The organism is Streptomyces sp. 135, from assembly GCF_020026305.1.
GTDB lineage: Bacteria > Actinomycetota > Actinomycetes > Streptomycetales > Streptomycetaceae > Streptomyces.
Map to the genome: position 1 here is coordinate 5,484,068 of NZ_CP075691.1, position 26,659 is coordinate 5,510,726.

The window sequence follows — 26,659 nt, forward strand, 5'->3', positions numbered from 1 at the left end:
AGGGGTTCGACGGGGCGGGTGTCAGGGGGCGTGGCGGTGGTGGGCGCCCAGACCCTCGTCGTCGCAGTCCCCGGCGTTCGTCCACAGCGAGCTGTCGTACGGCGTGTCGGGAATGGTCACGAGATCGGTCCGCAGCGGCTTCTCGCGCGGTGTGGACGGCGCGGCGGCGGAGCGCAGCAGGGCGACGCTCTCGGTCAGCCGGTCGGTGTCCGTGCGCACCCGGCGCACGTCGACGCCCGCCAACTGGTCGCCGGCCTGGCTCTCCAGCCTGCCGACGGTGCGGACCAACTCCTCGACGCAGCGCTGAACGGCCGTCAATTCATCGTGCAGAGCCATGACTTGCCCTCACTTAGGGGGTGCGGTGGCAACGCTCATGCGCCTGCGAGTGTCGCGCGCCGCATCCCGGCTTGTGAAGAGATCTGCACCGATTGCCGGATCGAGGGCGGTGAACGCGCCGGATCACGCCCCTGTCGCGCCGGTCCGGACCTCGGGCACTCCGGCGCGTTGGGCCGCACGAGTGGCATCCGGGCGCCGCCACGCCGTGTCTGCGTCGCGCGGCCCGCCCGGTCACCTTCAGTGGGGCCATAGATGTGATCAGCTCCATATACCGCCAAACGTGATCAATCCCGGCCCGGTCCTGGTAGCGGGGGGCCGGGCGAGCCCCGGACCCCGGAGGTACCAGCCATGTCCCACGACCGCGTCAGGGCCAGATCTGTCGTGTTCCTCGCGACGGGGGTGCTGGCTCTGCCCGCCCTCGCCGGATGCAGCTCGAACGACGAGGCCGGCGGGCCGGCCGCAGGCCAGGACGTCGCTCCCGCCGCCCGGGGCATGGTCGCCGACGGGGGGACCATGAACTGGGCGCTCGACGCGCTGCCCGAGACCCTCAACACCTTCCAGTCCGACGCCGACGCGGGCACCTCGCGGATCGCGGGCGCGGTCCTGCCGTCCCTGTTCCGCCTCGACGCGCAGGGCAGGCCGCAGCGCAACGCCGACTTCCTGGAGTCGGCGGAGGTCGTCGAGCGCGAGCCCCGGCAGGTCGTCCTGTACAAGCTCAACCAGCAGGCGGTCTGGAGCGACGGCCGGGAGATCGGAGCCGACGACTTCGCCGCCCAGTGGCGGGCCCTGTCCGGCAAGGACACCGCGTACTGGACGGCGCGGAACGCCGGATACGACCGCATCGAGAAGATCGAGCGCGGCGCGAACAACCTGGAGGTGCGGGTCACCTTCGGCAAGCCCTACGCGGACTGGCGCTCGCTGTTCTCCCCGCTCTACCCCAAGCAGGTCATGGGCAGCCCCGACTCCTTCAACGACGGCGCCCGCCGCAAGCTGAAGGCGACCGCGGGCCCCTTCACGCTCACGGACATCGACCGGGAGGCCGGCGAGGTGACCCTCGGGCGCAACCCGCGCTGGTGGGGGCGGCAGGCCAAGCTCGACAAGCTGGTGCTGCGCGAGGTGTCCCGGAGCGAGCGGGCCGAGGCGCTCGCCAAGGGCAGGGTCGACCTCGCCGAGATCGACGCCACGGAGGCCGGGCGGATCACGCTCGCCGCCCGCGACAAGGCCGACGGGGGCGCACCGGCCCACGGCCCCGGCGCGCAGCTGACGCCCGCCAAGGCCCTGCGCTCCTGGGCGATCGTCAACGGCTCCGACGAGGAGGCCGCTCAGGCGGAGTACGAGGCCCGCGAGAAGACCCGCAGGGCGGTCAAGAAGTACGCGACCGAGCAGGCGGGCCTGAGCGGCTACGTGGTCCGCAAGTCCCTCGAACCGGCCTACACGCAGCTCGCCCTCAACGGCTCCGAGGGACCGCTCGCGGACGACCGGGTACGCCGCGCGGTCGCCCGTGCCCTGGACCGCGAGGAGCTCGCCGAGGCGGTGCTCAAGCCGCTCGGCCTGCCCGCCGAGCCGGTCGGCAGCCACCTCGCCCTCGCCGGGCAGTCGGCGTACGCGGACAACAGCGGGGCCCTCGGCAAGCAGGACACCGCCGAGGCGCGGGCGCTCCTCGCGGACGCGGGCTGGACGCCGGGCGCCGCGGTCAAGGACGGGCTGAAGGACAAGAAGAAGACGAAGACGGCGGGCGGCCAGGCCTCCGCGAAGCCGTCGGACACGGAGTCCGGGTCCGAATCCGGATCCGGGGCCGACGACGGCACGTACATCGTCGGCCAGGACGACGGAAAGCCCGGCGACAGCAGCTCCTCCGTGCTCGCGCCCGCCCCCGCCGCCGCCCACCAGAAGGCCGCGCTGACCCGCCAGGCGGACGTCCTGCGGCTGCCGGCCGAGGCCGAGACGGAGCAGAAGAAGGCCGCAAGCAAGGCGGCGAAGAAGGCGGAGAAGGAGAAAGCGGAGAAGAAGAGCGCCGAAAGGAGGGCCGAAAAGAAGGCAGAAAAGAAGGCACAAAAGAAGCAGGCAGGAAAGAAGAGGGCCGCCGAGCGGGCCGAGGAGAGGCGCGAGCAGAGGTCCGAAAGCCGGTTCGGGGACAGGTCCGAGCACAGGTTCGGGAACACGTTCGAAAAAAGGGACACCGCCGACCGCACCGGACAGCAGGGCGACCGGCAGTCGGTCACGTCCCGCTCCCGGGACCACGCCAAGGGCGGCGCCCCCGGCGCGTACGCCCCCAAGGGCACCGCCGCTCCCGCCGCGGGCGCACCGCTGGCCAAGGACGGCAAGCCCCTCACCCTCCGCTTCGTGCTCCCCTCCGGGGACGGCTCGGAGCCGCTGCGGGCGGTGGCCGACCGGATCTCGCGGATGCTGGAGAAGATCGGCGTGCGCACGGAGACGGCGAAGGTCTCCGACAGCAGCTACTTCAAGGACCACATCGCCTCCGGCCAGTACGACCTCGCCCTCTACTCGTGGCCCGCGTCGGCGTTCCCGGCCACCGACGCCCGCCCGATCTTCGCCAAGCCGGTCCCGGCCGCCGACGGCTCGCTGAACGTCGAGCAGAACTACACGCGCGTCGGCACCGACCACATCGACCAGCTGTTCGACCAGGCGATGAGTGAACTCGATGAAGAAACGTCACGCTCCCTGGTGAAGAAGGCGGACGCCCGCATCTGGGCCGAGGCGGGCTCCATCCCGCTCTACCAGCGGCCCCAGCTGATGGCGGCCCGCCCGAACCTCGCCAACGCCGGAGCCTTCGGTTTCCAGGCCCCGAACTACGAGGACATCGGCTTCCTGAAGCCGGGCGCGAAGCCGTCGGGCATGCCCGCGGCCAAGTGACCCCGGGCCCCGGCCCGTGGGCGGCGTACGTGCCGTGCAAGTGACGTACACCATCTCTTCACGGGACCGACGCTCAGATTCCGCTCAACTCCCTTGCCCGCCGACCACCTGGGCGGGCAAGGTCATATCCACCCATTGACCTGCGGTTTCACCCCTGACGCCCCCATCCGGGGCAGACGCTCGCGGCTGCCCGGAAACCCCCCGCGGAGGCTGCCTCCGCGCGAGCCACGTAGACTGGGGTAAGGCCGTGGCGTGTTGTCTGCCCGGCAGGGCACGCGTACCGGACCGTACGCGCCGCCGTCCACTCTTCCCGGGAGAAGCGCAGCTGTATGCCCACGCGCCACGACATTCGTAACGTCGCCATCGTCGCCCACGTCGACCACGGCAAGACGACCATCGTCGATGCCATGCTCAAGCAGGCCGGCGCCTTCGCCGCCCACGCCGCGGAGTCGCTCGACGACCGCATGATGGACTCGAACGACCTGGAGCGTGAGAAGGGCATCACGATCCTGGCCAAGAACACGGCCGTCAAGTACCACCCCAAGGATGGTGGCGACCCGATCACCATCAACATCATCGACACCCCCGGCCACGCCGACTTCGGCGGCGAGGTCGAGCGCGGTCTGTCGATGGTGGACGCGGTCGTCCTCCTCGTGGACGCCTCCGAGGGTCCGCTGCCCCAGACCCGCTTCGTGCTCCGCAAGGCCCTCCAGGCCCGGATGCCGGTCATCCTGTGCATCAACAAGACCGACCGCCCGGACTCCCGGATCGACGAGGTCGTCAACGAGACGTACGACCTCTTCCTCGACCTGGACGCCGACGAGGACCAGATCGAGTTCCCGATCGTCTACGCCTGCGGCCGTGACGGCATCGCCTCGCTGACCAAGCCGGAGGACGGCACCGTCCCGGCCGACAGCGACAGCCTGGAGCCGTTCTTCACGACGATCCTGGAGCACGTCCCCGCTCCGGAGTACGACGAGTCGGCCCCCCTCCAGGCCCACGTCACCAACCTGGACGCCGACAACTTCCTCGGCCGTATCGCGCTCTGCCGCGTCGAGCAGGGCGAGCTGCGCAAGGGCCAGACCGTCACGTGGATCAAGCGCGACGGCACCCAGCAGAACGTCCGCATCACCGAGCTGATGATGACCGAGGCGCTCACCCGCAAGCCCGCCGAGAAGGCCGGCCCCGGTGACATCTGCGCCATCGCCGGTATCTCGGACATCATGATCGGCGAGACCCTGGCCGACCCCGAGAACCCGATCGCGCTGCCGCTGATCACGGTCGACGAGCCCGCGATCTCCATGACCATCGGTACGAACACCTCGCCGCTGGTCGGCAAGGGCGGCAAGGGCCACAAGGTCACCGCCCGCCAGGTGAAGGACCGCCTGGACAAGGAGCTGATCGGTAACGTCTCGCTGCGCGTCCTGGACACCGAGCGCCCCGACGCCTGGGAGGTGCAGGGCCGCGGTGAGCTGGCGCTGGCCATCCTCGTCGAGACCATGCGCCGGGAAGGCTTCGAGCTGACCGTCGGCAAGCCCGAGGTGGTCACCAAGGAGATCAACGGCAAGGTCCACGAGCCGATCGAGCGCATGACGATCGACTCGCCCGAGGAGCACCTCGGCGCCATCACGCAGCTGATGGCGACCCGCAAGGGCCGCATGGAGACCATGACGAACCACGGTTCGGGCTGGATCCGCATGGAGTGGATCGTCCCGTCCCGCGGCCTCATCGGCTTCCGTACGGAGTTCCTGACCCAGACCCGCGGCACGGGCATCGCGCACTCCATCTTCGAGGGCCACGAGCCGTGGTTCGGCGAGCTGAAGACCCGTAACAACGGCTCCCTGGTCGCCGACCGCGCGGGCACGGTCACGCCGTTCGCGATGATCAACCTCCAGGAGCGCGGTGTCATCTTCACCGAGGCCGGCACCGAGGTGTACGAGGGCATGATCATCGGTGAGAACTCGCGCTCCGACGACATGGACGTGAACATCACCAAGGAGAAGAAGCTCACCAACATGCGCGCCGCGTCGGCCGACTCCACGGAGAACGTGGTCCCGCCGCGCAAGCTGTCGCTCGAGCAGTCCCTGGAGTTCTGCCGCGACGACGAGTGCATCGAGGTGACCCCGGAGACCGTGCGCATCCGCAAGGTCGTCCTGGACCAGAAGGAGCGCGGCCGCACCGCGTCGCGCGCCAAGCGCAACTGACGCCCCCTCACCGCCGGAAGGTAAACCTCCGGCGGTGCCACAGGGACGTATGAGGCCGGTTTCCGCCCTCCCTCAGGGGAGTCGGCGGAAGCCGGCCTCCGGCGTTTCCGCTGGCGGTACCGTGTGCCCACTGCCGCGTGGAGAGATCCGTCGCAACCGCTTTTCAGCGGGGAAACGTCCGCTATGCGGACGTCACTGACCGTTAGATGTGTAACACGTCCGTTTCGCAACCATCTATCTAGGATCGGTTTGTCCGGATTTTGGAAGTTGTACGTGCCAGGTGTGATTGAACCGAGACCAAAAGAGTGTGGTCGACCGGTACCTCATGGCTAATAGTTGACCGCGTATAGCTCGGGTCAATGGGTCACGCGCTGTGGGGAGCGCCGACTCACGAGCACACTGGGGTACTCGATCTTCGCCGTCAGGGGTGTCGGCGCGATCGCACGTACCCCCTCTTGTAGTGAACAAGTGGACTCATGAGGAGGAACCCCATGCGTGGTGCCAAGAGCGCCAAGTGGGTCGCGATAGCCGGTGTTGTGGCTCTGACTGCCACCGCTTGTGGCGGCGGCAGCGACAGCAGCGACAACAGCAACCGCAAGGTCGACCCCAAGGGGATCGTCAGCTACGCCAACGGTGAGCCGCAGAACGCCCTGCAGCCGTCCAACACCATGGAGGCGTACGGCAGTGTCGTCATCGACTCGCTCTTCACGGGCCTGGTCCACTACGACAAGCAGGGCAACATCACCTATGAGAACGCCGAGTCGGTCACTCCCGACAAGGCGAACAAGGTGTGGACCGTCAAGCTGAAGCCGGGCTGGAAGTTCCACAACGGCGAGGCCGTCACCGCCAAGTCGTACGTGGACGCCTGGAACTGGGCCGCGGACCCGGCCAACGGCCAGCAGAACAGCTCCTGGTACCGCGACATCGTCGGCTACGAGGACGTCCACCCGGAGAAGGGCAAGGCCAAGAAGAAGGCCATGTCCGGCCTGAAGGTCGTCGACGAGAACACCTTCACCATCACGCTGAACCACGGCATCCCGTACTACGCGTACAAGCTCGTCTACGCGCCGTTCTACCCGCTGCCCTCGGCCGCTCTGAAGGACCCGAAGAAGTACGGCGAGTCGCCGGTCGGCAACGGCCCGTACAAGTTCGACAAGTGGGACCACAAGAAGGTCATCTCGGTCCGCGCCTGGGGCGGTTACAAGGGCGCGAACAAGCCGAAGAACGGCGGCATCGACTTCAAGGCCTACAACAAGGACACGGCGGCCTACGCCGACCTGAAGTCGGACAACGTCGACACCATGCCGCTGGTCCCCAACAGCGAGATCGCCAACTTCAAGCAGGACTTCGGCGACCGCGCGATCGACATGGACTTCTCGGCGATCAACACGGTCAACTTCGCCTTCTACACCAAGCAGTGGAAGGACATCGACGTCAAGGTCCTCCAGGGCCTGTCGATGGCGATCGACCGCGACACCATCGCCAAGACGGTGTTCCACGGCACGCGTGAGTCGGCCACCGGCTGGGTCGCCAAGGGCGTCAAGGGCTACCAGAACGACGCCTGTGGCGAGTTCTGCAAGTTCGACCCGAAGAAGGCCAAGCAGTCCATCAAGGCCGGCGGCGGCGTTCCCGGCAACAAGATCTCCATCCAGTACAACGCCGACCAGCCGCACAAGGACTGGGTCGTCGCGGTCTGCAACTCGATCACCAACGCGACCGGCGTCAAGTGCGTCGGCGACCCGGTGACCGACTTCGCGGCCGACACGGAGATCCGTGACCAGAAGAAGGTCAAGTCGATGTACCGCTCCGGCTGGGTGCTCGACTACCCGTTCAACGGCAACTTCCTCGCCGACCTCTACGGCACCGGCGTCGACGGCAACAAGGGCGGCTTCTCGGACAAGAAGTTCGACGCGCTGACCAAGAAGGCCGACCAGGCCAAGACCATCGACGAGTCCGCGAAGCTGTACCAGCAGGCCGAGAAGGAGCTGGTCAAGAGCTTCCCGGGCATCCCGCTCTGGTACAACAAGACGCTCTCCGCGTACTCGAAGAACGTGAAGAAGGTCGAGTTCGACCAGGCCGGCGACCCGATCCTCACCGAGGTCGAGGTCTTCGAGAAGTAGCAGTCGTCGGAGTTCCGCTCCCGCGAAGCGACGCCCGGCGATCCCGGGCGTCGCTTCGCGGGCGGCTCCGCAATGGACGGAGGCACCACCATGGGGCGCTACGTCGCGAGGCGACTGCTCCAGATGATCCCGGTCTTCATCGGGACCACACTCTTGATCTTCCTGATGGTCAACGTGCTGCCGGGCGACCCGGTGGCCGCGCTGTGGGGGGACAAGCCGCCGGACCCCGCGCAGGTGGCCCAGATCAAGCACGACCGAGGGCTTGATCTGCCGCTGTGGCAGCAGTACTTCCACTACATGGGTGGACTGTTGCAGGGCGACTTCGGCAACACCATCGCCGGCAACCGGCCGATCCTCGACGAGATCACGCAGGCCTTCCCGGTCTCGGCACGGCTCGCCGCCATGGCGTGGACGTTCGAGCTGGTCGTCGGAATCGCCCTGGGCGTGCTGGCGGGCGTGAAGCGCGGCCGCATCCTCGACAACACGGTGACGCTCTTCACGCTCCTCGTGATCTCCGTCCCGATCTTCGTCTTCGGCCTCTTCCTCCAGCTGATCTTCGGCAACGAACTGGGCTGGGTCACACCGACGGTCCAGGACTCGGAGAACATCGGGGAACTGCTCCTGCCGGCCCTCGTGCTCGGTCTGGTCGGCCTCGCCTACGTGGCCCGCCTGACCCGCACCTCCATCGCCGAGAACCGGCAGGCGGACTACATCCGTACCGCCGTCGCCAAGGGGCTGCCGCGCAAGCGCATCATCACCCGGCACCTGCTGCGCAACTCGCTGATCCCCGTGGTCACTTACCTCGGTACGGACATCGGCACCCTGATGGGCGGCGCGGTCATCACCGAGGGCATCTTCAACGTCGCCGGCGTCGGAAACCTCCTCTACGACGGGCTGTTCCAGCACGAAGGAACCGTCATCGTCGGAGTCGTGACCGTCCTCGTGCTCGTGTACCTCCTCGCCAGCCTGCTCGTCGACCTGCTCTACGCGGTCCTGGACCCGAGGATCCGTTATGCCTGACATCACCAAGACGCCGAGTCCGGCCGAGGCGGCCGCCGGCATCGTACCGAGCGATGCGCAGGCCGCGGCCGAAGCCGTGGAGGCGCCCGGCAAGCCGCGCAGCCTCTGGGGCGACGCGTGGCGGGACCTGCGCCGCAGGCCGCTGTTCCTCATCTCGGCCGCGCTGATCCTGCTGCTGCTGGTCGTGGCCGCCTTCCCCGGCGCGTTCACCGACGCGAACCCGAAGTACGGCGACCTGACGAACCACTTCCTGCAGAAGCCGAGCCTCGGCCACGTCTTCCAGGCCGACTGGTTCGGATACGACCGGCAGGGCCGCAGCGTCTACGCCCGCGCCGTCTACGGCACGCGCAACTCGATCATGGTCGGCCTCGGCGTGACCATCCTGGTCACCCTCTTCGGCGGCCTGGTCGGCATGCTGGCGGGCTACTTCGGCGGCATCTGGGACAGCCTGCTCTCCCGCATCGTCGACGTGTTCTTCGGCGTCCCGTTCCTGCTCGGCGCCATGGTCGTCCTGAACGCCTTCACCGAGCGCAACGCGTGGGTGATCATCGGCGCCCTCGCCTTCCTCGGCTGGACGCAGATCGCCCGTGTGATGCGCGGCGCGGTGATCACCACCAAGCACGCGGACTACGTGGTGGCGGCACGCGCGCTCGGCGCGGACACCAAGCGGATCCTCTTCCGGCACATCCTGCCGAACGCCATCGCCCCCGTCATCGTCATCGCGACCATCGCGCTCGGCTCGTACATCGTCGCCGAGTCGACGCTGTCGTACCTGGGCCTCGGCTTCGGCGACGACGCGCTCTCCTGGGGCGGCGACATCTCCGACGCCCTCAGCGACATCCGGAACAACCCGCACACGCTGATCTTCCCGGCCGGGATGCTCAGCCTCACCGTGCTGGCGTTCATCATGCTCGGCGACGCCGTACGCGAAGCCCTCGACCCGAAGCTGCGCTGAGGGAGGCGTACGTGACCAGCATCGATCTGAAGACAGACTCCGTCCCCGCCCCCCGCTCGGGCGAGGAGAAGAGCGGCAGGCTCCTGGACGTCAAGGACCTGCACGTCGAGTTCCACACCCGAGACGGTGTGGTCAAGGCCGTCAACGGCGTCAACTACAGCGTGGACGCGGGCGAGACGCTCGCCGTCCTCGGTGAGTCGGGGTCCGGCAAGTCCGTGACCGCGCAGGCCATCATGGGCATCCTCGACATGCCGCCCGGCAAGATCCCGCACGGCGAGATCCTCTTCCGCGGCCAGGACATGCTGAAGATGTCGGGCGAGGAGCGCAGGAAGATCCGCGGCCGCAAGATCGCGATGATCTTCCAGGACGCGCTGTCCTCGCTCAACCCCGTCCTCTCGGTGGGCTACCAGCTCGGCGAGATGTTCCGGGTGCACGAGGGGCTCGGCCGCAAGGAGGCCAAGGCCAAGGCCATCGAGCTGATGGACAAGGTCAAGATCCCGGCCGCCAAGGACCGGGTGAACGACTACCCGCACCAGTTCTCCGGCGGTATGCGCCAGCGCATCATGATCGCGATGGCACTCGCCCTGGAGCCGGACCTGATCATCGCGGACGAGCCCACCACGGCGCTCGACGTGACGGTCCAGGCCCAGGTCATGGACCTGCTCGCGGAGCTCCAGCGCGAGTACAACATGGGCCTGATCCTGATCACCCACGACCTCGGCGTGGTCGCCGACGTCGCGGACAAGATCGCGGTCATGTACGCGGGCCGGATCGTCGAGACGGCACCGGTCCACGAGCTGTACAAGCGCCCCGCGCACCCGTACACCCGTGGCCTGCTCGACTCGATCCCGCGCCTGGACCAGAAGGGCCAGGAGCTCTACGCGATCAAGGGCCTGCCGCCCAACCTGCTCAAGATCCCCGGTGGTTGCGCGTTCAACCCGCGCTGCCCGAAGGCGCAGGACATCTGCCGCACGGAGGTCCCGGCCCTGGTGCCGGTCACCGAGCGGGACGGCGGGGAGCTGCCGGGCCGCGGCAGCGCGTGCCACTTCTGGAAGGAGACGATCCATGGCTGAGCCGACGAAGGCCTCGAAGGTCTCTAAGGCCTCGAACGCCTCGAACGCCTCGAAGGCCGGGGAGCCGCTGGACGCCATGCCGAACGTCTCCGAGGTGGAGACGGTCGAGGCCGCCACCGAGACGGAGGCCGTGGCCGCCATCGAGGCCCCGGTCGAGCGCGGCGAGCCGATCCTCCAGGTCCGCAACCTGGTCAAGCACTTCCCGCTCACGCAGGGAGTCCTGATCAAGAAGCAGGTCGGCGCGGTCAAGGCGGTCGACGGCATCTCCTTCGACCTGTACCAGGGTGAGACGCTGGGCATCGTGGGTGAGTCCGGCTGTGGCAAGTCCACGGTCGCCAAGCTCCTGATGACCCTGGAGCGGGCCACGGCCGGCGAGGTCTTCTACAAGGGCCAGGACATCACCAAGCTGTCCGGGCGCGCGCTGAAGGCGGTCCGCCGCAACATCCAGATGGTGTTCCAGGACCCGTACACCTCGCTCAACCCGCGTATGACGGTGGGCGACATCATCGGGGAGCCCTTCGAGATCCACCCCGAGGTGGCCCCGAAGGGTTCGCGCCGCCAGAAGGTCCAGGACCTCCTGGACGTGGTGGGGCTCAACCCCGAGTACATCAACCGCTATCCGCACCAGTTCTCGGGCGGCCAGCGCCAGCGCATCGGCATCGCGCGCGGCCTGGCCCTCAACCCCGAGATCATCATCTGCGACGAGCCGGTCTCGGCACTGGACGTCTCCGTCCAGGCCCAGGTCATCAACCTGATGGAGAAGCTCCAGGACGAGTTCAACCTCTCCTACCTCTTCATCGCGCACGACCTGTCGATCGTCCGGCACATCTCGGACCGCGTGGGCGTGATGTACCTCGGCAAGATGGCGGAGATCGGCTCGGACGAGCAGATTTACGAGCACCCGACGCACCCCTACACGCAGGCGCTGCTCTCCGCGGTCCCCGTCCCGGACCCGGAGGCCCGCGAGGGCCGCGAGCGGATCATCCTGACGGGTGACGTGCCGTCGCCCGCGAACCCGCCCTCGGGCTGCCGCTTCCGCACCCGCTGCTGGAAGGCGGAGGACAAGTGCGCGAAGGAGGTCCCGCTGCTCGCTGTCCCGGAGCGGTTCAAGGGCCAGGACACGCCGGCGGCGCACGAGTCGGCCTGCCACTTCGCGGAGGAGAAGAACGTCGTGCACGCGGCGTAATCCTCCCGGGCTCTTGCCCGTACGACACCGAAGGCGCCCCCGGCCGTCAAGGCCGGGGGCGCCTTCGTGTGTAACAAGCCGCGCTCACCGTGCGTGTAACTGTCAGAGGCAAGCGAAAGCGCGCGCGGTACAGACGGGGGAACACGATGGCGACGCGGTCGGAAGGCTCTGCGGACTCCGCGGAGTTCGACGCGTTCTACGCCGCCACTGCCAAGCGCCTGGTCGCCACGGTCTATGCGATGACCGGCGACCTGGCGGAGGCGGAGGACGCGGTGCAGGAGGCGTATGTACGGGCCTGGCAGCGGTGGGAGCGGCTGACCGGGGAGGGCGATCCGCTGCCGTGGGTGCGGACGGTGGCCTCGCGGCTCGCCATCAGCACCTGGCGGCGGACACGGAACCGGCTGCGGGCACACCTGCGGCACGGCGCGGCCTCGGACGCCCCGGAGCTGTCCCCGGACCGGGTGGCCCTGGTGGCGGCCCTGCGCCGCCTGCCGCCCCAGCAGCGGCAGGCGGTGGTCCTGCACCACCTCCTGGACCTCCCGGTGGAGCAGGTCGCCCGGGAGACGGGCTCCTCCAGCGGCGCGGTCCGCACCCGGCTGAGCAGAGCCAGGAAGGTCCTCGGGGAGCGCCTGTCCGACTCACCCACGCACACATCCACGCATACGTCCGCACACACTGCCGAGGGGGCGGCCAGCCATGGCTGAAGTGAAGGTCGAGGAACTGCTGGACGAGGTCACCGTACGGATGCCGGGAGGTGAGGAACTGCGGACGCGGGGCCGCAGGAGGACGGTTCGGCGGCGGGCCGCGCTGGTGGCCGCGGCGGTGGCGGTCACGGGAGGCGCGCTGGCGATGGCGGCACTGGCCCGGGGCGGCGAGGGCGGCCGGGACATACGCCCCGCGGCGTCGCCCACGAAGAACCCCTTCCTGGTGGACGGCATGGTGCGCCTGCTGCCTCCCGAGCGGATGCCGGCCGCCGGGAAGTGGCAGTGGACGGGCGACGAGGAGGAGACGACGGAGAACCACCCGCTGCCGAGGGTGGGAGGTCGCGACAGCTGCCCGGCGTCGTACGCCGAGCGGTCGGCACCCGACCAGACGCAGTACGGCACGGAGTATCACAGCGACGAAGGCGCCGCCACGGCACGGCACCGCGTCACGTCGTACGAGAGCGGGGCCGTCGCCCGGCGCGAGGCCGCCCTGCTCGAAGAGGCGCTGACGGAGTGCGGTCTCCAGTGGCACGGCAAGGGGGCGGCCGGCCACTGGTCCGGCACGACGGAGTCCGCCTCGTGGCTGCGGGTGGAGGTCGAGCGCTGGGGCAGGTGGGTCTCCGTGGTGGAGGTGGAGGTGGAGGAGTCGGCGAGGGGCCGGTGATGAAGGAGCCCTCCTCGTAACCTCTCGGCCCATCGCCCCCCCGTGGTCCCTCGGCCCCTCGTGCTCCCTCGCCCCGACAGGAAGCAGAACCATGAACCGCTCCCACTCCCCGCTCCTGCCCCCACCGGCCGCAGACGGACCGCTGCTGCGGCCCTGGCGGCGCGGGGACGCCCCCGCCGTCCTGGAGGCGTTCGCCACCCCGGAGACGGCCCGTCAGGCCGATCAGCCCGTCGACTCCCTCGACGCGGCGGCTCGTTGGACAGCCCGCCGCACCGCCGAGTGGGAGGCCGGTTCGGCGTACGCCCTCGCGGTGGTGGACGGCACCACCGGCACGGCCGTCGGCAACGTCGCGGTGGGTGCCGTCAACCGGGTCCACGGCCTCGGCTGGGTGTCGTACTGGACGACACCGGCCGCGCAGGGCAAGGGCATCGCCACGTACGCCTGCAGAGCGGTGGCGCGGTGGGCCTTCGACGACTTGGGGCTGTTCCGGCTGGAACTGGGCCACCGCACCAACAACCGCGCCTCCTGCCGCGTGGCCGAGGAGGCCGGCTTCACGGTGGAGGGCCTGCAACGCCAGAGGCTGGAGTACGACGGGGTCCGCTACGACGTGGAACTGCACGCACGGCTGGCGACGGACCCGGACCCGGACCCGGGCTCGGGCCCGGGGTGAGGGGCACCTGCCTCAGCCCTCGCCGCCGCCAGGCTTCCCGTACCGCCGGAAATCGGCGGTCTCCACCCTCCAGGGGCCGAACGGCACGACGTCACCGAAGATGTACGGATCCTTGTTCAGGTAACGGCCCGCACACGGCTCGGAGTGCACTTCGATCGTGCCGGTCCGAGGGTCGACGATCATGTAGTGGCCGATGCCCATGGCCGGGTAGTCGGACAGCTTCTCCCCGTAGTCATTGTTGGGGTTGGACGGGGAGACGATCTCGACGACGGCCAAGACCTGCGTGGCATCGACGGCGAGGCCCTCTTCGTCGAGTACTTCCTCGGGGATCACGAGAGCGTCCGGGCGGCGCATGCGGCCGAGGGAGGGATGCTCGACCTCGGGGCCGTTCTCGCAGACATGACCGGGGTGAGTGGCGGCGAGCTGCTTGTTGAGCTGGTCGCGAATGCGACGGACCGTGCCCTCGTGGCGTTTCGAGGGGCACACCATGGCCAGTACCGGTCCCGACGGTCCGATCTCGACGGACCAGGCCCCCTCGAGATGCTCGGCATAAGCTCCGAGCTCCTCGGCGATCCCACGCATCTTGGCGTAGTCCATGCCTGAAGGGTAGCCAGGACGGCCTGGCCGGAGCGACTGCCGTAGGGCGCCCGGCCCCGGAACCGGCTCCGCCCCCGCTCGGGTCAAGGGGGAGGGGGCGGAGCCGGTTCCGGGCGGGCGGGGCCGGGCCCGGAGGGGTGGGCAGGGCCCCGGTCCGAGGGCGGACGCCGGTCAGAGGGACTTGCGCGCCGCGGGGACGGACAGCTCGGCAGCGCCCTCCGGGTAGTGGCACGCCGTCAGGTGACCGCCGCGGTTGCCGTCGATCTGGACCAGCGGCGGGTCCTCCGACGCGCACTTGTCCGTCGCCTTCCAGCAGCGCGTGCGGAAGCGGCAGCCGGAGGGCGGGTTGACGGGGGACGGGACGTCGCCCGTGAGCAGGATGCGCTCGCGGCGCGGGGCGTCGTCCGCCGTCGCCTCGGGGACGGCCGACAGGAGCGCCTTCGTGTAGGGGTGGCGAGGATTGCCGTACAGGTCCTCGCGGTCCGCGATCTCCACGATCCGGCCCAGGTACATCACCGCGACCCGCTGCGAGAAGTGCCGCACCACCGCCAGGTCGTGCGCGATGAACAGGAAGGCGATGTTCAGTTCCTTCTGGAGCTTCTGGAGGAGGTTCACCACCTGCGCCTGGATCGACACGTCGAGGGCCGAGACCGGCTCGTCCGCGACGATCAGTTTGGGTTCGAGGGCCAGCGCCCGCGCCACGCCGATGCGCTGCCGCTGACCGCCCGAGAACTCGTGCGGGAAGCGGTTGTAGTGCTCCGGGTTGAGACCGACCGTCTCCAGGAGTTCGCGGACCCGGGCCTCCCGGCCGCCCGCCGGGTTGATGCCGTTGACCTCCATCGGGCCGGAGATGATCTTGCCGACCGTCTGGCGCGGGTTCAGCGACGCGTACGGGTCCTGGAAGATCATCTGGATCTCCGAGCGGACCGGCGCCAGCTCCTTGCGCGAGGCGTGCGTGATGTCCTTGCCCCGGTAGGAGATCTTGCCGCCGGTCGGTTCGAGGAGGCGCGTGATCAGGCGGCCCGTCGTCGACTTGCCGCAGCCGGACTCGCCGACCAGGCCGAGGCTCTCGCCCTCGGCGACGGTGAAGTCCAGGCCGTCCACCGCCTGCACGGCACCGATCTTCCGCTTGAACGGGAAGCCGCCCATGATCGGAAAGTGTTTGGTCAGCCCGCTGACATCCAAAAGAGGAGTGGGAGTGGTGCTGCTCATTGGAGTGAAGTCCCGTCTCTTGTACGTCAGTCGCGTCGGTCGGCGGTGCTCGTGCCACGCTCGGCAGCGCCCGCGGAGCCCGTGGAGCCCGCGAAGCCCGTGAAGAACTCAGACCGCTGCTCCGAGGTGAGGTGGCAGGCGGCGCCCCGGCCCCCGGTCAGTTCGAGGAGCGGCTGCTCGCCCGAGCAGCGCCCGCCCCCGACCTGCTCGGTGAACGTGCACCGCGGGTGGAAGCGGCACCCGGAGGGCGGGTTGAGGAGGCTCGGCGGGGTGCCGGGGATGGGCGAGAGCGGCACGTCCACCGGGCCGTCCAGCGACGGCATGGAGCCCAGCAGGCCCCAGGTGTAGGGGTGCTGCGGCGAGCGCAGTACCTCCTTCTTCGTGCCGCGCTCCACGCACCGGCCGCCGTACATCACGAGGACGTCGTCCGCGATGTCCGCGATCACGCCGAGGTCGTGGGTGATGAAGATGATCGAGGTGCCGAACTCCTGCTGGAGGTCCTTGAGCAGGTCCATGATCTGCGCCTGGACCGTCACGTCGAGGGCTGTGGTCGGCTCGTCCGCGATCAGCAGCGTCGGGTTGCAGACCAGCGACATGGCGATCATCGCGCGCTGGCGCATACCGCCGGAGAACTGGTGCGGATAGTCGTCCACGCGCAGGTCCGGCTGCGGGATGCCGACCTTCGTCAGCATCTCGATGGAGCGCGCCCGCGCCTCCTTCTTGGAGGCCCCGGTGTGCTTGCGGTACGTCTCGCCGATCTGCCGGCCGATGGTGTGGTACGGCGACAGGGAGGCGAGCGCGTCCTGGAAGATCATCGCCATCTTGTTGCCGCGCAGCCGCTCGAGCTCCCGCTCGGTGGCGGTGAGGAGCTCCTGCCCGTCGAGCAGGATCTCGCCGTCGATGGCCGTGCTGTCCTTGTGGTGCAGGCCGAGGATGGCGAGGTTGGTGACGGACTTGCCGGAGCCGGACTCGCCGACGATGCCGAGGGTCTTGCCCTGCTCCAGGTCGAAGTCGAGGCCGTCCACGGCCTTGACGACGCCGTCCTCGGTGGAGAAGTGGACGCGCAGGTCGCGTACGGAGAGGAAGGGGGTGCTCATGGGTTCCGGCTCCTAGGCGAGGCGCACGCGCGGGTCGATGAGGGCGTAGATCGCGTCGACGATGATGTTGAAGACGACGATCGCCGTGGCGGCCACCAGCACGACACCGAGCAGCATCGGCAGGTCGCTGGTGTTGACCGCGCGGACCGACAGGTCACCGATGCCGTGCAGGGCGAAGGTCTTCTCGGTGATGATCGCGCCGCCGAGCAGGACGCCGAGGTCGAGGCCGAAGATCGTGACGATCGGGCCCATCGCGCCGCGCCAGGCGAAGCGGAAGAAGACCGAGCGGCCGGAGAGGCCCTTGGCGCGCGCCGTACGGACGTAGTCCTCGCTGAGGGTCTCGACCATCTGCGAGCGCGTCATACGGGTGTAGTTCGCCGTGAAGATCAGGGAGAGGACCATCCAGGGGATCATCAGGCCCGAGAACCAGGCGCCCGGATCCTCGCTGAACGGCGTGTACTGCGGCCGGTCCAACCACTGGAGCTGGTAGGTGAAGAGGTACACGGCGAAGACGCCGACGACGTAGATCTGGAGCGACGACGCGATCAGCGACGCGGACGAGGCGATCTTGTCGATGAGCTTGCCCTGCTTGCGGGCGGCCAGCATGCCGGTGCCGACACCGAAGATGACGAAGACGAAGGCCGCGCCGAGCGAGAGCGACACGGTGGTCGGGAAGCGGTCCAGGATCGTGCCGAGGACGGGCTCACGGTTGCGGAAGGAGTAACCGAGGCACGGCGCTGGGCAGTTGCCGAACGAGGCGTAGTCACGGCCGACGAACAGGCCCTGGAACCAGTGCCAGTACTGCACCGGCAGCGAATCGGCGATCCCCAGGTTGTGCCGCACCAGGTCCAGGGTCTCCGGGGAGCAGACCTTGCCGCAGGCCAGCCGGGCGGGGTCGCGCGGGGCGGCGTAGAAGAGGACGAAGACGAGAACGCTGATGATCAGCAGGATCACCGCGCCACCGGCGATGCGGCGAAGGAGGAAGCGGAGCATGGCAGTTGGTTTTCCTGACGGATGCCGTGGGTGAGGAGGGGGCGGGGCGGCCCTCGGCGAGGAGGGGCCGCCCCACCACAGGGGCCGGTCGTCAGGCCTTGACGTAGGTCTTGTAGATCAGCGTCGCGGCGAACTGCGGGTCGTGCTGGGCTCCACCGACCTTGGAACCGTGCAGGTAGAAGCGGCGCTGGTAGGTCTCCGGGATGATCGGCACGACCTCCGTCATGATCTTCTTGTCGAGCTCGGCCCAGGCCTTGCCGGCCTCCTTCTGGTCCGAGATCTCGGCGTTCTTCTTGATCGCCTCGTTGATCCAGTCGACGTCGGTCTGCGAGATGTTGTTCTGGCCGTCGCCGATGGCCTCACCGTCGAAGAGCGGCTGGATGAGGGTGTAGGCGGTCGGCCAGTCCGGGGACCAGCCGAACCACATCACGTCGAACTTGTTGTCGATGCGCTGTGCCTGGTCGTAGTAGTCCGTCGAGTTCAGCGGCTTGATGACCGGGTCGAAGCCCGCGGCCTTCAGCGCGTTTTCGATGACGACCTTGGTCTTGTCGTACGTGGGGCGCTGCGGGAACGCGTAGACGATCTTCTGTCCGAGCTTGCCGGCCTTCTTCAGGATGGCCTTGGCGCGCTCCGGGTCGCCGGCGGGCTTCTTCAGCTTGCCGAAGACGTCGAACTTCTCGCGGCCGATGATGTCGGGGCTGAGGATGGTCGTCGCCAGCTCGCCCGCCGACTCGCCGCCGTAGATCCGGCGGATCTGCTCCAGCGGCCAGGCGATGTTGAGGGCCTTGCGGACCTCGACGTCGGTGATGCGCTTGGTGTTGATCGCGTAGTAGTACGTGCCGGAGGAGAGGCCGTTGAAGGACCGCTTCTTGATGGCCGGGTTGCTGAGCACCTTCTGCATGCGCTCGGCCGGGATCGGCTCGTAGATGGCGATCATCTGCTGGTCCTTGCCCTGGTCCGCGATGAAGCGGTCGCAGGAGTCAAGGCCCGTCGGACCGAACTCGAACTCGAAGCCGTCCGGGTAGGCGTTGCGGATCGGGTCGGTCTTCGGGTCCCAGTGCTTGTTGCGCGTCAGCGTCATCGACTTGTCGATGGAGCGGTGCTTGACGATGTACGGGCCGCAGGAGAACGGCGTCTTGTCGTACTTCTCCTTGGTGTCGTGTTTGACGGGCACGGGGGAGTACGAGGTCATCGCCAGCGTGAAGTTGAAGTCCGGGCGGGCTTCCTTCAGCTTGAAGGTGATCGTCTTCTTGGCCTTGTCGGTGACGATCGAGTCCAGGTGGTCGCCGCCGTACGGGCCCTTGTAGCCCTCACGCCACTTGGCGCCCTTGCCGGTCAGCGCCATCTGGACGTAGGAGGCACCCTCGGTGATGAAGGGGGCCCAGGAGCGCTCTATGCCGTGGCGGACGTCCTCGACGGTCAGCTCGCTGCCGTCCTGCCACTTCAGGCCGTCCTTCAGCGTGAAGGTCCAGGTCTTGTTGCCGTCGGACGCCTTGCCCACGTCGGTCGCCAGGTCACCGACGAGGGTCATGCCGCCCTTGGGGTCGATGTAGTAGCCGGTCAGGGCGCGGGCGAACAGCATGGCGACCGAGGAGTTGTACGCGAAGTAGATGCGCTGCGGGTCCATGTGCGACACGTCGTCCTCGGCGACACCGTAGATCGTGCCGCCCTTCTGGGCGCCCTCGACCTCGGGGGCCGGGCCCTTGGAGTCCTCAGCGGTGCCGATCTTGACGTGGGCGCCCGTGTACTCGGTGGCGCCACCGTGGTTTCCGCCCTTGCCGCCGTTGCCGGAGCCGCCGCTGCTGCACGCGGAGAGGACCATCGATCCGCCCGCCGCGACCGAGGTCGCGACGACGAAGTTTCTGCGGGAGAGAGACATCTGGCTACCAACCCTGAGTGTCGAGAGAAGAGGAGCGGAGGACGGCCCGGCACTGCCCCGTCGCGGGTGCCGGGCTTGGGGAGTGTCAGCGTTTGGTCTTCGGGTCCAGCGCGTCGCGCACCGAGTCGCCGAGGAGGTTGAAGGCGACGACGAAGATCACCATCGCGATGCCCGGGAAGGCCATGTACGTGATGTCCTGCTCGTACACCTCGGAGGCGCGCTGGATCATCACGCCCCAGTCGGGGGTGGGCTCCTGAAGTCCCACGCCCAGGAAGGCGAGTCCGGCCTCCGCGGTGACGAACATCGGCAGGGCGAGCGTGGCCTGGATCAGGATCGGCGTCCACAGGTTGGGGAGCAGTTCCTTGAAGATGATCCGGGCCGGCGAGGCGCCGGTCACCTTCGCCGCCTCCACGAACTCCCGCTCGCGCAGGGCCAGTACCTCCCCGCGCAGCAGTCGGGCGATGGAGGCCCAGCCGAAGGCCGTCATCACCGCGATGAGGCTGGTGACCGTGAGCCAGGTCGGTGTCTTGTCCTCCGGGGCCACGACCACGGAGATCATCACCGGCCAGAAGGCGATGAAGAAGAGCGTCGAGGGGAAGGCCAGCAGGATGTCGATGACCCGGCCGATGAAGTAGTCGGTCTTGCCGCCGAGATATCCGGCCGTGATGCCGACCGCGATGCCGATGAGCGTCACCAGGATCGTGGTGGCCGCGGCGATCAGCAGCGAGTTGCGCATGCCGTACAGCAGGAAGGTCAGCACGTCCCGGCCGAGCTGCGGCTCGATGCCGAACCAGAACTCGCTGTCGATGCCGCCGTTTGGCTTGATCGGATAGCTGAACTCGTTGAACAGGCTCGGGTCGTTCACGCCGTACGTGGTGTACGGGTCCTTGCCGTAGAGCTTCGAAATCAGTGGTGCGCACAGCGAGATGACGAAGAAGAAGAGCACGACGCACGCGGCGGTCACACCCGACTTGTCCCTCTTGAACCGAGTCCAGGCGAGCCGCCCCGGCGAACGGCCCTCGCTGCCCTGCTTCTTGGGCGAGGAGGGGTTGCCGTCGGTCTTGTCCGTCACTTCAAGCGTGGCGGCAGCGGCGGGAGTTGGCGAGGTCATGGCGCTCCAGGCCCGGAGGGGTCATCAGGATTCCGCAGGACAACCAGGCACCTACGGGCTAGGCGCGACTTTCGCAAGGCGTTTCCCACGCGGTCAATGAATGTTGGTCCGACTTGATGGGCTCTTGGGATCCTTGACCATGTCTTTGCCCAATCAAGGTCATGACATTGCCTTGGCGTAATCAAGCGTGATGGACAAGGTGCCGCGGTATGGGGCAAGCACGGCAATGAGTCCGATATGCGGGCGCCGCCGTCTCGGAATGCGTACATCCGGATGGGCTCGGACACGTACGGGTGGGGTAAATATGCGGTTCATTCTGCTTGCGGTGATATTGGGCGATACGTAATCCGGAACAGGAGATCTCCATGCGTGGAGCCACGCACGCCAGGTGGGCCGCATGCGCGGTGACCGTCGCCGTCGCGGCGGCGGCCTGTGGCGGCGGCGGAAGCGGCGGCGGCCCCGGGGTCGTGACCTCCTCCTGGGGCGATCCGCAGAACCCGCTGGAACCCGCGAACACCAACGAGGTCCAGGGCGGCAAGATCCTCGACATGATCTTCCGGGGCCTCAAGCGGTACGACCCGAAGACCGGCGAGGCCAAGAACATGGTCGCCGAGTCGATCGGGACGAAGGACGCGCAGAACTTCACCGTCAAGATCAAGAAGGGCTGGACGTTCAGCAACGGCGAGAAGATCACCGCCAAGTCCTTCGTGGAGGCCTGGAACTACGGCGCGAACGCCCGGAACAACCAGAAGAACGCGTACTTCTTCGGCTACATCGACGGATACGACAAGGTCCACCCCGAGCAGGGCGAGCCGAGCGCCGAGACCCTCTCCGGGCTGAAGGTCGTCGACGACACCACCTTCACCGTCAAGCTCTCCCAGAAGTTCTCCACCTGGCCCGACACCCTCGGCTACCCCACCTTCGCGCCGCTGCCCAAGGCGTTCTACGACGACCACGACGCCTGGCTCGCCAAACCCGTCGGCAACGGCCCGTACACCGTCGACGCGTACACCAAGGGCTCACAGATGTCCCTGCGCAAGTGGGACGCGTACCCGGGCGAGGACAAGGCGCGCAACGACGGGGTGGACATGCAGGTCTACACCGACAACAACACCGCCTACACCAACCTCATGGCGGGCAACCTCGACCTCGTCGACGACGTGCCCGCGGCGCAGCTCAGGAACGCCGAGAGCGACCTCGGCGACCGGTACATCAACACCCCCGCCGGCATCATCCAGACCCTCGCCTTCCCCTTCTACGACGAGGAGTGGAACAAGCCGGGCCGGGAGAAGGTCCGCCGGGGACTGTCCATGGCGATCAACCGCGAGCAGATCACCGAGACGATCTTCCAGAAGACGCGGACGCCCGCCACCGACTGGACCTCGCCGGTGCTCGGCAAGGACGGCGGCTACGGACCCGGGCTCTGCGGCGACGCCTGCGCGTACGACGCCGCGCGCGCCAGGCGGCTGGTCGAGGAGGGCGGCGGCATCCCCGGCGGCCGGCTGAGGATCACGTACAACGCGGACACCGGATCGCACAAGGAGTGGGTCGACGCCGTCTGCAACTCCATCAACAAGGCGCTCCAGAAGGACAAGGCCTGCGTCGGCAACCCCGTCGGCACCTTCGCCGACTTCCGCAGCCAGGCGTCCGAGCAGCAGCTCGACGGGCCCTGGCGCGCGGGCTGGCAGATGGACTATCCGCTGATCCAGAACTTCCTGGAGCCGAACTACTTCACGGACGCCTCGTCCAACGACGGCAAGTTCTCCGACAAGGAGTTCGACAGGCTCGTCAACGAGGCCAACGGAGAGACGGACACCGCCAAGGCCGTCGCCACGTTCCAGAAGGCCGAGAAGATCCTCGCCGAGAAGATGCCGGCCATCCCGCTCTGGTACCAGAACGGCAGCGCGGGCCACTCGGACCGGATCTCCGACGTCGCGCTGAACCAGTTCAGCGTGCCGGTGTACGAGCAGATCACGGTGGACCGATAAGCCGGAGGCGGCCATGGGACGTTATGTGATCCGGCGTCTGCTCCAGATGATCCCGGTCTTCTTCGGCGCCACCCTGCTGATCTTCCTGATGGTGCACGTGATGGGCGACCCCGTCGCGGGCCTGTGCGGGGACCGCGCCTGCGACGCCGCCACGGCCGCGCGGCTGAAACAGGAGTTCGGCCTGGATGAGCCGGTGGGGCAGCAGTACCTGACCTACATGGGCAACGTCTTCGTCGGCGACTTCGGCACCGCCTTCAACGGCCAGCCGGTCACCGAGCTGATGGCGGCCGCCTTCCCCGTCACCATCCGGCTGACCCTCGTCGCCGTCGTCTTCGAGATCGTCATCGGCATCTCGCTCGGCGTCCTCACCGGGCTGCGGCGCGGGCGGCCCATCGACACCGCCGTACTGCTGCTCACGCTCGTGGTGATCTCCGTCCCGACGTTCGTCACCGGACTCGTGCTCCAGCTGCTGCTCGGCGTCCGATGGGGCGTCATCAAGCCGTCCGTGTCCAGCGGGGCGCCCGTCGACGAACTGCTGATCCCGGGGCTCGTCCTCGCCTCGGTCTCCCTCGCGTACGTGACCCGCCTGACCCGCACCTCCATCGCGGAGAACCGGCGCGCCGACTACGTGCGCACCGCCGTCGCCAAGGGACTGCCCCGGCGCCGCGTCATCACCCGGCACCTGCTGCGCAACTCCCTCATCCCCGTCGTCACCTTCATCGGCACGGACGTGGGCGCGCTGATGGGCGGCGCGATCGTCACCGAGCGGATCTTCAACATCCACGGCGTCGGCTTCCAGCTCTACCAGGGCATCCTGCGCCAGAGCACCCAGACCGTCGTCGGCTTCGTGACCGTACTCGTCCTGGTCTTCCTGCTGGCCAACCTCATCGTCGACCTCCTGTACGCCGTACTCGACCCGAGGATCCGCTATGCCTGAACCCCATCAGCCGGAGCGCGCGATCGCGGCGACCGGCGCGGGCGGCGCCATGGACCTCGCCGCCAGCGAGGCGACCTCGCTGGCGGCGACGCCCGGCGGCCCCGACGGCAGCGGCCCCGCGGCGCCCGCCCGCAGCCTGTGGTCGGACGCCTGGCGGGACCTGCGGCGCAATCCGGTCTTCCTCGTCTCGGGCCTGATCATCGTCTTCCTCGTCGTCATCTCCCTGTGGCCCTCGCTCATCGCCACCGGAAACCCGCTGGCCTGCGACCTCGCCAACGCGCAGAAAGGTTCCGCCCCCGGCCACCCCTTCGGCTTCAACGAACAGGGCTGCGACGTCTACACCCGGGTCGTCCACGGCACCCGGGTCTCCGTCACCGTCGGCGTCTGCGCCACGCTCGGCGTCGCGCTCCTCGGCAGCGTCCTCGGCGGGCTCGCCGGGTTCTTCGGCGGCGTGGGGGACGCGGTCCTCTCGCGGATCACCGACGTCTTCTTCGCCATCCCCGTCGTCCTCGGCGGCCTCGTGCTGCTGTCCGTGGTGACCAGCTCCACCGTCTGGCCCGTGGTCGGCTTCATGGTGCTGCTCGGCTGGCCGCAGATCTCCCGCATCGCGCGCGGCTCGGTCATCACCGCCAAGCAGAACGACTACGTCCAGGCGGCGCGGGCGCTCGGCGCCTCCAACACCCGGCTGCTCCTGCGCCACATCACGCCGAACGCCGTCGCCCCCGTGATCGTCGTCGCGACCATCGCGCTCGGTACGTTCATCGCGCTCGAAGCCACGCTCTCCTACCTCGGCGTCGGACTGAAGCCGCCGACGGTGAGCTGGGGCATCGACATCTCGGCCGCCTCCCTCTACATCCGCAACGCCCCGCACATGCTGCTCTGGCCGGCCGGCGCGCTGGCCGTCACCGTGCTCGCGTTCATCATGCTCGGCGACGCGGTGCGCGACGCCCTCGACCCGAAGCTGAGGTAAGCGCCCATGGCAACCGCTTCCGAGGCGTCGACCGAAGCGCCCACCACGCTCCTCGAAGTACGCGACCTGCATGTGGAGTTCCGGACCAGGGACGGCGTCGCCCAGGCCGTCAACGGCGTCGACTACGCCGTCAGCGCGGGCGAGACGCTGGCCGTGCTCGGCGAGTCAGGCTCGGGCAAGTCCGTGACCGCCCAGGCCGTCATGGGCATCCTCGACACACCGCCGGGCAGGATCACCGCGGGCGAGATCCTCTTCCAGGGCCGCGACCTGCTGAAGCTCAAGGAGGGCGAGCGGCGCGAGGTCCGCGGCGCGGGCATGGCGATGATCTTCCAGGACGCCCTGTCGTCCCTGAACCCGGTGCTGAGCGTCGGCGACCAGCTCGCCGAGATGTACGTCGTCCACCGGGGCATGTCCAAGAAGGACGCCAGGGCCAGGGCCATCGAACTGATGGACCGGGTGCGCATCCCGGCCGCCCGCGAACGCGTCGGCCAGTACCCGCACCAGTTCAGCGGCGGCATGCGCCAGCGCATCATGATCGCCATGGCGATGGCCCTGGAGCCCTCCCTCATCATCGCCGACGAGCCGACCACCGCCCTCGACGTCACCGTCCAGGCACAGGTGATGGACCTCCTCGCGGAGCTCCAGCGCGAGCTGCACATGGGCCTGATCCTCATCACCCACGACCTCGGGGTCGTCGCCGACGTCGCCGACACCATCGCCGTCATGTACGCGGGCCGCATCGTCGAGAGGGCCCCCGTCCACGAGATCTACCGGGCGCCCGCCCACCCGTACACGCGCGGCCTGCTCGCCTCCATCCCGCGCCTGGACCAGAAGGGCCAGGACCTCTACGCGATCAAGGGCCTGCCGCCCAACCTCATGAACATCCCGCCCGGCTGCGCCTTCCACCCCCGCTGCCCCCTGGCCCAGGACGTCTGCGTCACCGAGGAACCGCCGCTGGCCCGGGTGACGTACGAGGGCCTCGTCGCGGAACGCAGGAGCGCCTGCCACTTCTGGAAGGAGACGCTCGATGCCACACGGTGAGACCGGGCGCGAACCGATCCTCCAGGTGCGCGGCCTGGTCAAGCACTACCCGCTGACCCAGGGCATCGTCGTCCGCAAGCAGGTCGGCGCCGTCAAGGCCGTGGACGGCGTCGACTTCGACCTCTTCCAGGGTGAGACGCTCGGCATCGTGGGGGAGTCGGGCTGCGGCAAGTCGACGGTCGCCAAGATGCTGGTCAACCTGGAGCGGCCGACGGCCGGCGAGATCCGCTACAAGGGCGAGGACATCACGCGGCTCTCGGGCCGGGCCCTGAAGGCGGTCCGCCGCAACATCCAGATGGTCTTCCAGGACCCGTACACCTCACTGAACCCCCGGATGACCGTCGGCGACATCATCGGGGAGCCCTACGAGATCCATCCCGAGGTCGCGCCGAAGGGCTCGCGGCGGCAGAAGGTGCGGGAACTCCTCGACGTGGTGGGGCTCAACCCCGAGTACGTCAACCGCTATCCGCACCAGTTCTCCGGCGGTCAGCGCCAGCGCATCGGCATCGCGCGCGGCCTCGCGCTCAGGCCCGAGGTCATCGTCGCCGACGAGCCGGTCTCCGCGCTCGACGTCTCCGTCCAGGCCCAGGTCATCAACCTCCTGGACCAGCTCCAGACCGAGTTCGACCTCAGCTACGTCTTCATCGCCCACGACCTGTCGATCGTGCGGCACATCTCCGACCGGGTCGGCGTGATGTACCTCGGCCGGATCGTGGAGACCGGCACGGACGCGGAGATCTACGAACACCCGACGCACCCCTACACGCAGGCGCTGCTCTCCGCCGTGCCGGTCCCCGACCCCGAGGCGCGCGAGCACCGGGAGCGGATCATCCTCACCGGCGACGTGCCCTCGCCCGCCAACCCGCCCTCGGGCTGCCGCTTCCGCACCCGCTGCTGGAAGGCGCGGGAGCGGTGCGCCCTGGAGGTGCCGGCGCTCGCGGTGCCCGCCGAGTTCCGGTACACGCAGGGGCCCGCCGCGCACGACTCGGCCTGCCACTTCGCCGAGGAGAGGCAGGTCGTGCCGTAGC

22 protein-coding genes are annotated in these 26,659 nt (G+C 68.5%); 15 read left to right on the forward strand and 7 right to left on the reverse strand.

The window, feature by feature from the left end:
• Window positions 1-21: 21 nt before the first annotated feature.
• Complete coding sequence (locus tag KKZ08_RS24930) at window positions 22-336, reverse strand: hypothetical protein (protein ID WP_223776569.1); 315 nt, start codon at window positions 334-336, stop codon at window positions 22-24.
• A gap of 348 nt (window positions 337-684) precedes the next feature.
• Between KKZ08_RS24930 and KKZ08_RS24935 the strand changes: the two genes are divergently transcribed.
• The 10 genes from KKZ08_RS24935 to KKZ08_RS24980 all read left to right on the forward strand — a co-directional run bounded on the left by KKZ08_RS24935 (window position 685) and on the right by KKZ08_RS24980 (window position 13,806).
• Window positions 685-3,210 carry an ABC transporter substrate-binding protein gene (locus KKZ08_RS24935; RefSeq protein ID WP_223776570.1) on the forward strand — a complete coding sequence of 842 codons (2,526 nt, stop codon included), beginning with the start codon at window positions 685-687 and terminating at the stop codon, window positions 3,208-3,210.
• 329 nt (window positions 3,211-3,539) lie between these two features.
• A complete protein-coding gene (gene typA, locus KKZ08_RS24940; RefSeq protein WP_223776571.1) occupies window positions 3,540-5,414 on the forward strand; it encodes a translational GTPase TypA in 1,875 nt (624 codons plus the stop codon).
• A 491-nt stretch (window positions 5,415-5,905) separates the two neighbouring features.
• Entirely contained in the window at window positions 5,906-7,534 is a 1,629-nt protein-coding gene (locus tag KKZ08_RS24945; RefSeq protein WP_223776572.1) for an ABC transporter substrate-binding protein, read from the forward strand.
• Between the two features lie 90 nt (window positions 7,535-7,624).
• Window positions 7,625-8,554 carry an ABC transporter permease gene (locus KKZ08_RS24950; RefSeq protein ID WP_223776573.1) on the forward strand — a complete coding sequence of 310 codons (930 nt, stop codon included), beginning with the start codon at window positions 7,625-7,627 and terminating at the stop codon, window positions 8,552-8,554.
• Window positions 8,547-9,509: an ABC transporter permease gene (locus tag KKZ08_RS24955; protein WP_223776574.1), complete on the forward strand. Its 963-nt coding sequence runs from the start codon at window positions 8,547-8,549 to the stop codon at window positions 9,507-9,509. Before KKZ08_RS24950 ends, KKZ08_RS24955 begins: the two co-directional genes overlap by 8 nt.
• 11 nt (window positions 9,510-9,520) lie before the next feature.
• A complete protein-coding gene (locus KKZ08_RS24960) occupies window positions 9,521-10,582 on the forward strand; it encodes an ABC transporter ATP-binding protein (protein WP_223776575.1) in 1,062 nt (353 codons plus the stop codon).
• Window positions 10,583-10,658: 76 nt separating this feature from the next.
• Window positions 10,659-11,768, forward strand: coding sequence for a dipeptide ABC transporter ATP-binding protein (locus tag KKZ08_RS24965; protein ID WP_223779176.1), 1,110 nt, complete (start codon window positions 10,659-10,661; stop codon window positions 11,766-11,768).
• A gap of 146 nt (window positions 11,769-11,914) precedes the next feature.
• Window positions 11,915-12,472, forward strand: coding sequence for a SigE family RNA polymerase sigma factor (locus KKZ08_RS24970; RefSeq protein ID WP_223776576.1), 558 nt, complete (start codon window positions 11,915-11,917; stop codon window positions 12,470-12,472).
• Window positions 12,465-13,136, forward strand: a complete 672-nt coding sequence (locus tag KKZ08_RS24975; protein ID WP_223776577.1) for a hypothetical protein — start codon at window positions 12,465-12,467, stop codon at window positions 13,134-13,136. The genes KKZ08_RS24970 and KKZ08_RS24975 overlap by 8 nt, the downstream gene beginning before the upstream one ends.
• 91 nt (window positions 13,137-13,227) lie before the next feature.
• Entirely contained in the window at window positions 13,228-13,806 is a 579-nt protein-coding gene (locus KKZ08_RS24980) for a GNAT family N-acetyltransferase (RefSeq protein WP_223776578.1), read from the forward strand.
• A gap of 12 nt (window positions 13,807-13,818) precedes the next feature.
• On the opposite strand, the gene KKZ08_RS24985 is transcribed toward KKZ08_RS24980, so the two are convergent.
• The 6 genes from KKZ08_RS24985 to KKZ08_RS25010 form a co-directional block, all read right to left on the reverse strand.
• On the reverse strand, window positions 13,819-14,403 hold the full coding sequence (locus tag KKZ08_RS24985) for a Uma2 family endonuclease (RefSeq protein WP_223776579.1): 585 nt from the start codon (window positions 14,401-14,403) through the stop codon (window positions 13,819-13,821).
• A 171-nt stretch (window positions 14,404-14,574) separates the two neighbouring features.
• Window positions 14,575-15,615 carry a dipeptide ABC transporter ATP-binding protein gene (locus KKZ08_RS24990; RefSeq protein WP_223776580.1) on the reverse strand — a complete coding sequence of 347 codons (1,041 nt, stop codon included), beginning with the start codon at window positions 15,613-15,615 and terminating at the stop codon, window positions 14,575-14,577.
• Between the two features lie 26 nt (window positions 15,616-15,641).
• Window positions 15,642-16,712: an ABC transporter ATP-binding protein gene (locus KKZ08_RS24995; RefSeq protein ID WP_223776581.1), complete on the reverse strand. Its 1,071-nt coding sequence runs from the start codon at window positions 16,710-16,712 to the stop codon at window positions 15,642-15,644.
• Between the two features lie 12 nt (window positions 16,713-16,724).
• The gene (locus tag KKZ08_RS25000; RefSeq protein WP_223776582.1) at window positions 16,725-17,705 is read right to left on the reverse strand and encodes an ABC transporter permease; all 981 of its coding nucleotides are present in this window, start codon (window positions 17,703-17,705) and stop codon (window positions 16,725-16,727) included.
• A 91-nt stretch (window positions 17,706-17,796) separates the two neighbouring features.
• Window positions 17,797-19,584: an ABC transporter substrate-binding protein gene (locus KKZ08_RS25005; RefSeq protein ID WP_223776583.1), complete on the reverse strand. Its 1,788-nt coding sequence runs from the start codon at window positions 19,582-19,584 to the stop codon at window positions 17,797-17,799.
• A gap of 85 nt (window positions 19,585-19,669) precedes the next feature.
• Window positions 19,670-20,695, reverse strand: coding sequence for an ABC transporter permease (locus KKZ08_RS25010; protein WP_223776584.1), 1,026 nt, complete (start codon window positions 20,693-20,695; stop codon window positions 19,670-19,672).
• 365 nt (window positions 20,696-21,060) lie between these two features.
• On the opposite strand from KKZ08_RS25010, the gene KKZ08_RS25015 reads away from it, so the two are divergent.
• The 5 genes from KKZ08_RS25015 to KKZ08_RS25035 are packed head-to-tail and all read left to right on the forward strand — an operon-like array spanning window position 21,061 to window position 26,658.
• Window positions 21,061-22,683, forward strand: a complete 1,623-nt coding sequence (locus KKZ08_RS25015) for an ABC transporter substrate-binding protein (protein WP_223776585.1) — start codon at window positions 21,061-21,063, stop codon at window positions 22,681-22,683.
• 13 nt (window positions 22,684-22,696) lie between these two features.
• A complete protein-coding gene (locus KKZ08_RS25020; RefSeq protein ID WP_223776586.1) occupies window positions 22,697-23,620 on the forward strand; it encodes an ABC transporter permease in 924 nt (307 codons plus the stop codon).
• Complete coding sequence (locus KKZ08_RS25025) at window positions 23,613-24,590, forward strand: ABC transporter permease (RefSeq protein ID WP_223776587.1); 978 nt, start codon at window positions 23,613-23,615, stop codon at window positions 24,588-24,590. Before KKZ08_RS25020 ends, KKZ08_RS25025 begins: the two co-directional genes overlap by 8 nt.
• A 6-nt stretch (window positions 24,591-24,596) precedes the next feature.
• Window positions 24,597-25,631: an ABC transporter ATP-binding protein gene (locus KKZ08_RS25030; RefSeq protein ID WP_223776588.1), complete on the forward strand. Its 1,035-nt coding sequence runs from the start codon at window positions 24,597-24,599 to the stop codon at window positions 25,629-25,631.
• Window positions 25,618-26,658: a dipeptide ABC transporter ATP-binding protein gene (locus KKZ08_RS25035; protein ID WP_223776589.1), complete on the forward strand. Its 1,041-nt coding sequence runs from the start codon at window positions 25,618-25,620 to the stop codon at window positions 26,656-26,658. The genes KKZ08_RS25030 and KKZ08_RS25035 overlap by 14 nt, the downstream gene beginning before the upstream one ends.
• Window position 26,659 lies beyond the last annotated feature (1 nt).

Coding starts and splice junctions, on each gene's coding strand:
- KKZ08_RS24930 (WP_223776569.1), bottom strand. CDS start 336: ATGGCTCTGCACGATGAATTGACGGCCGTTCAGCGCTGCGTCGAGGAG.
- KKZ08_RS24935 (WP_223776570.1), top strand. CDS start 685: ATGTCCCACGACCGCGTCAGGGCCAGATCTGTCGTGTTCCTCGCGACG.
- typA (WP_223776571.1), top strand. CDS start 3,540: ATGCCCACGCGCCACGACATTCGTAACGTCGCCATCGTCGCCCACGTC.
- KKZ08_RS24945 (WP_223776572.1), top strand. CDS start 5,906: ATGCGTGGTGCCAAGAGCGCCAAGTGGGTCGCGATAGCCGGTGTTGTG.
- KKZ08_RS24950 (WP_223776573.1), top strand. CDS start 7,625: ATGGGGCGCTACGTCGCGAGGCGACTGCTCCAGATGATCCCGGTCTTC.
- KKZ08_RS24955 (WP_223776574.1), top strand. CDS start 8,547: ATGCCTGACATCACCAAGACGCCGAGTCCGGCCGAGGCGGCCGCCGGC.
- KKZ08_RS24965 (WP_223779176.1), top strand. CDS start 10,659: ATGCCGAACGTCTCCGAGGTGGAGACGGTCGAGGCCGCCACCGAGACG.
- KKZ08_RS24970 (WP_223776576.1), top strand. CDS start 11,915: ATGGCGACGCGGTCGGAAGGCTCTGCGGACTCCGCGGAGTTCGACGCG.
- KKZ08_RS24975 (WP_223776577.1), top strand. CDS start 12,465: ATGGCTGAAGTGAAGGTCGAGGAACTGCTGGACGAGGTCACCGTACGG.
- KKZ08_RS24980 (WP_223776578.1), top strand. CDS start 13,228: ATGAACCGCTCCCACTCCCCGCTCCTGCCCCCACCGGCCGCAGACGGA.
- KKZ08_RS24985 (WP_223776579.1), bottom strand. CDS start 14,403: ATGGACTACGCCAAGATGCGTGGGATCGCCGAGGAGCTCGGAGCTTAT.
- KKZ08_RS24990 (WP_223776580.1), bottom strand. CDS start 15,615: ATGAGCAGCACCACTCCCACTCCTCTTTTGGATGTCAGCGGGCTGACC.
- KKZ08_RS24995 (WP_223776581.1), bottom strand. CDS start 16,712: ATGAGCACCCCCTTCCTCTCCGTACGCGACCTGCGCGTCCACTTCTCC.
- KKZ08_RS25000 (WP_223776582.1), bottom strand. CDS start 17,705: ATGCTCCGCTTCCTCCTTCGCCGCATCGCCGGTGGCGCGGTGATCCTG.
- KKZ08_RS25005 (WP_223776583.1), bottom strand. CDS start 19,584: ATGTCTCTCTCCCGCAGAAACTTCGTCGTCGCGACCTCGGTCGCGGCG.
- KKZ08_RS25010 (WP_223776584.1), bottom strand. CDS start 20,695: ATGACCTCGCCAACTCCCGCCGCTGCCGCCACGCTTGAAGTGACGGAC.
- KKZ08_RS25015 (WP_223776585.1), top strand. CDS start 21,061: ATGCGTGGAGCCACGCACGCCAGGTGGGCCGCATGCGCGGTGACCGTC.
- KKZ08_RS25020 (WP_223776586.1), top strand. CDS start 22,697: ATGGGACGTTATGTGATCCGGCGTCTGCTCCAGATGATCCCGGTCTTC.
- KKZ08_RS25025 (WP_223776587.1), top strand. CDS start 23,613: ATGCCTGAACCCCATCAGCCGGAGCGCGCGATCGCGGCGACCGGCGCG.
- KKZ08_RS25030 (WP_223776588.1), top strand. CDS start 24,597: ATGGCAACCGCTTCCGAGGCGTCGACCGAAGCGCCCACCACGCTCCTC.
- KKZ08_RS25035 (WP_223776589.1), top strand. CDS start 25,618: ATGCCACACGGTGAGACCGGGCGCGAACCGATCCTCCAGGTGCGCGGC.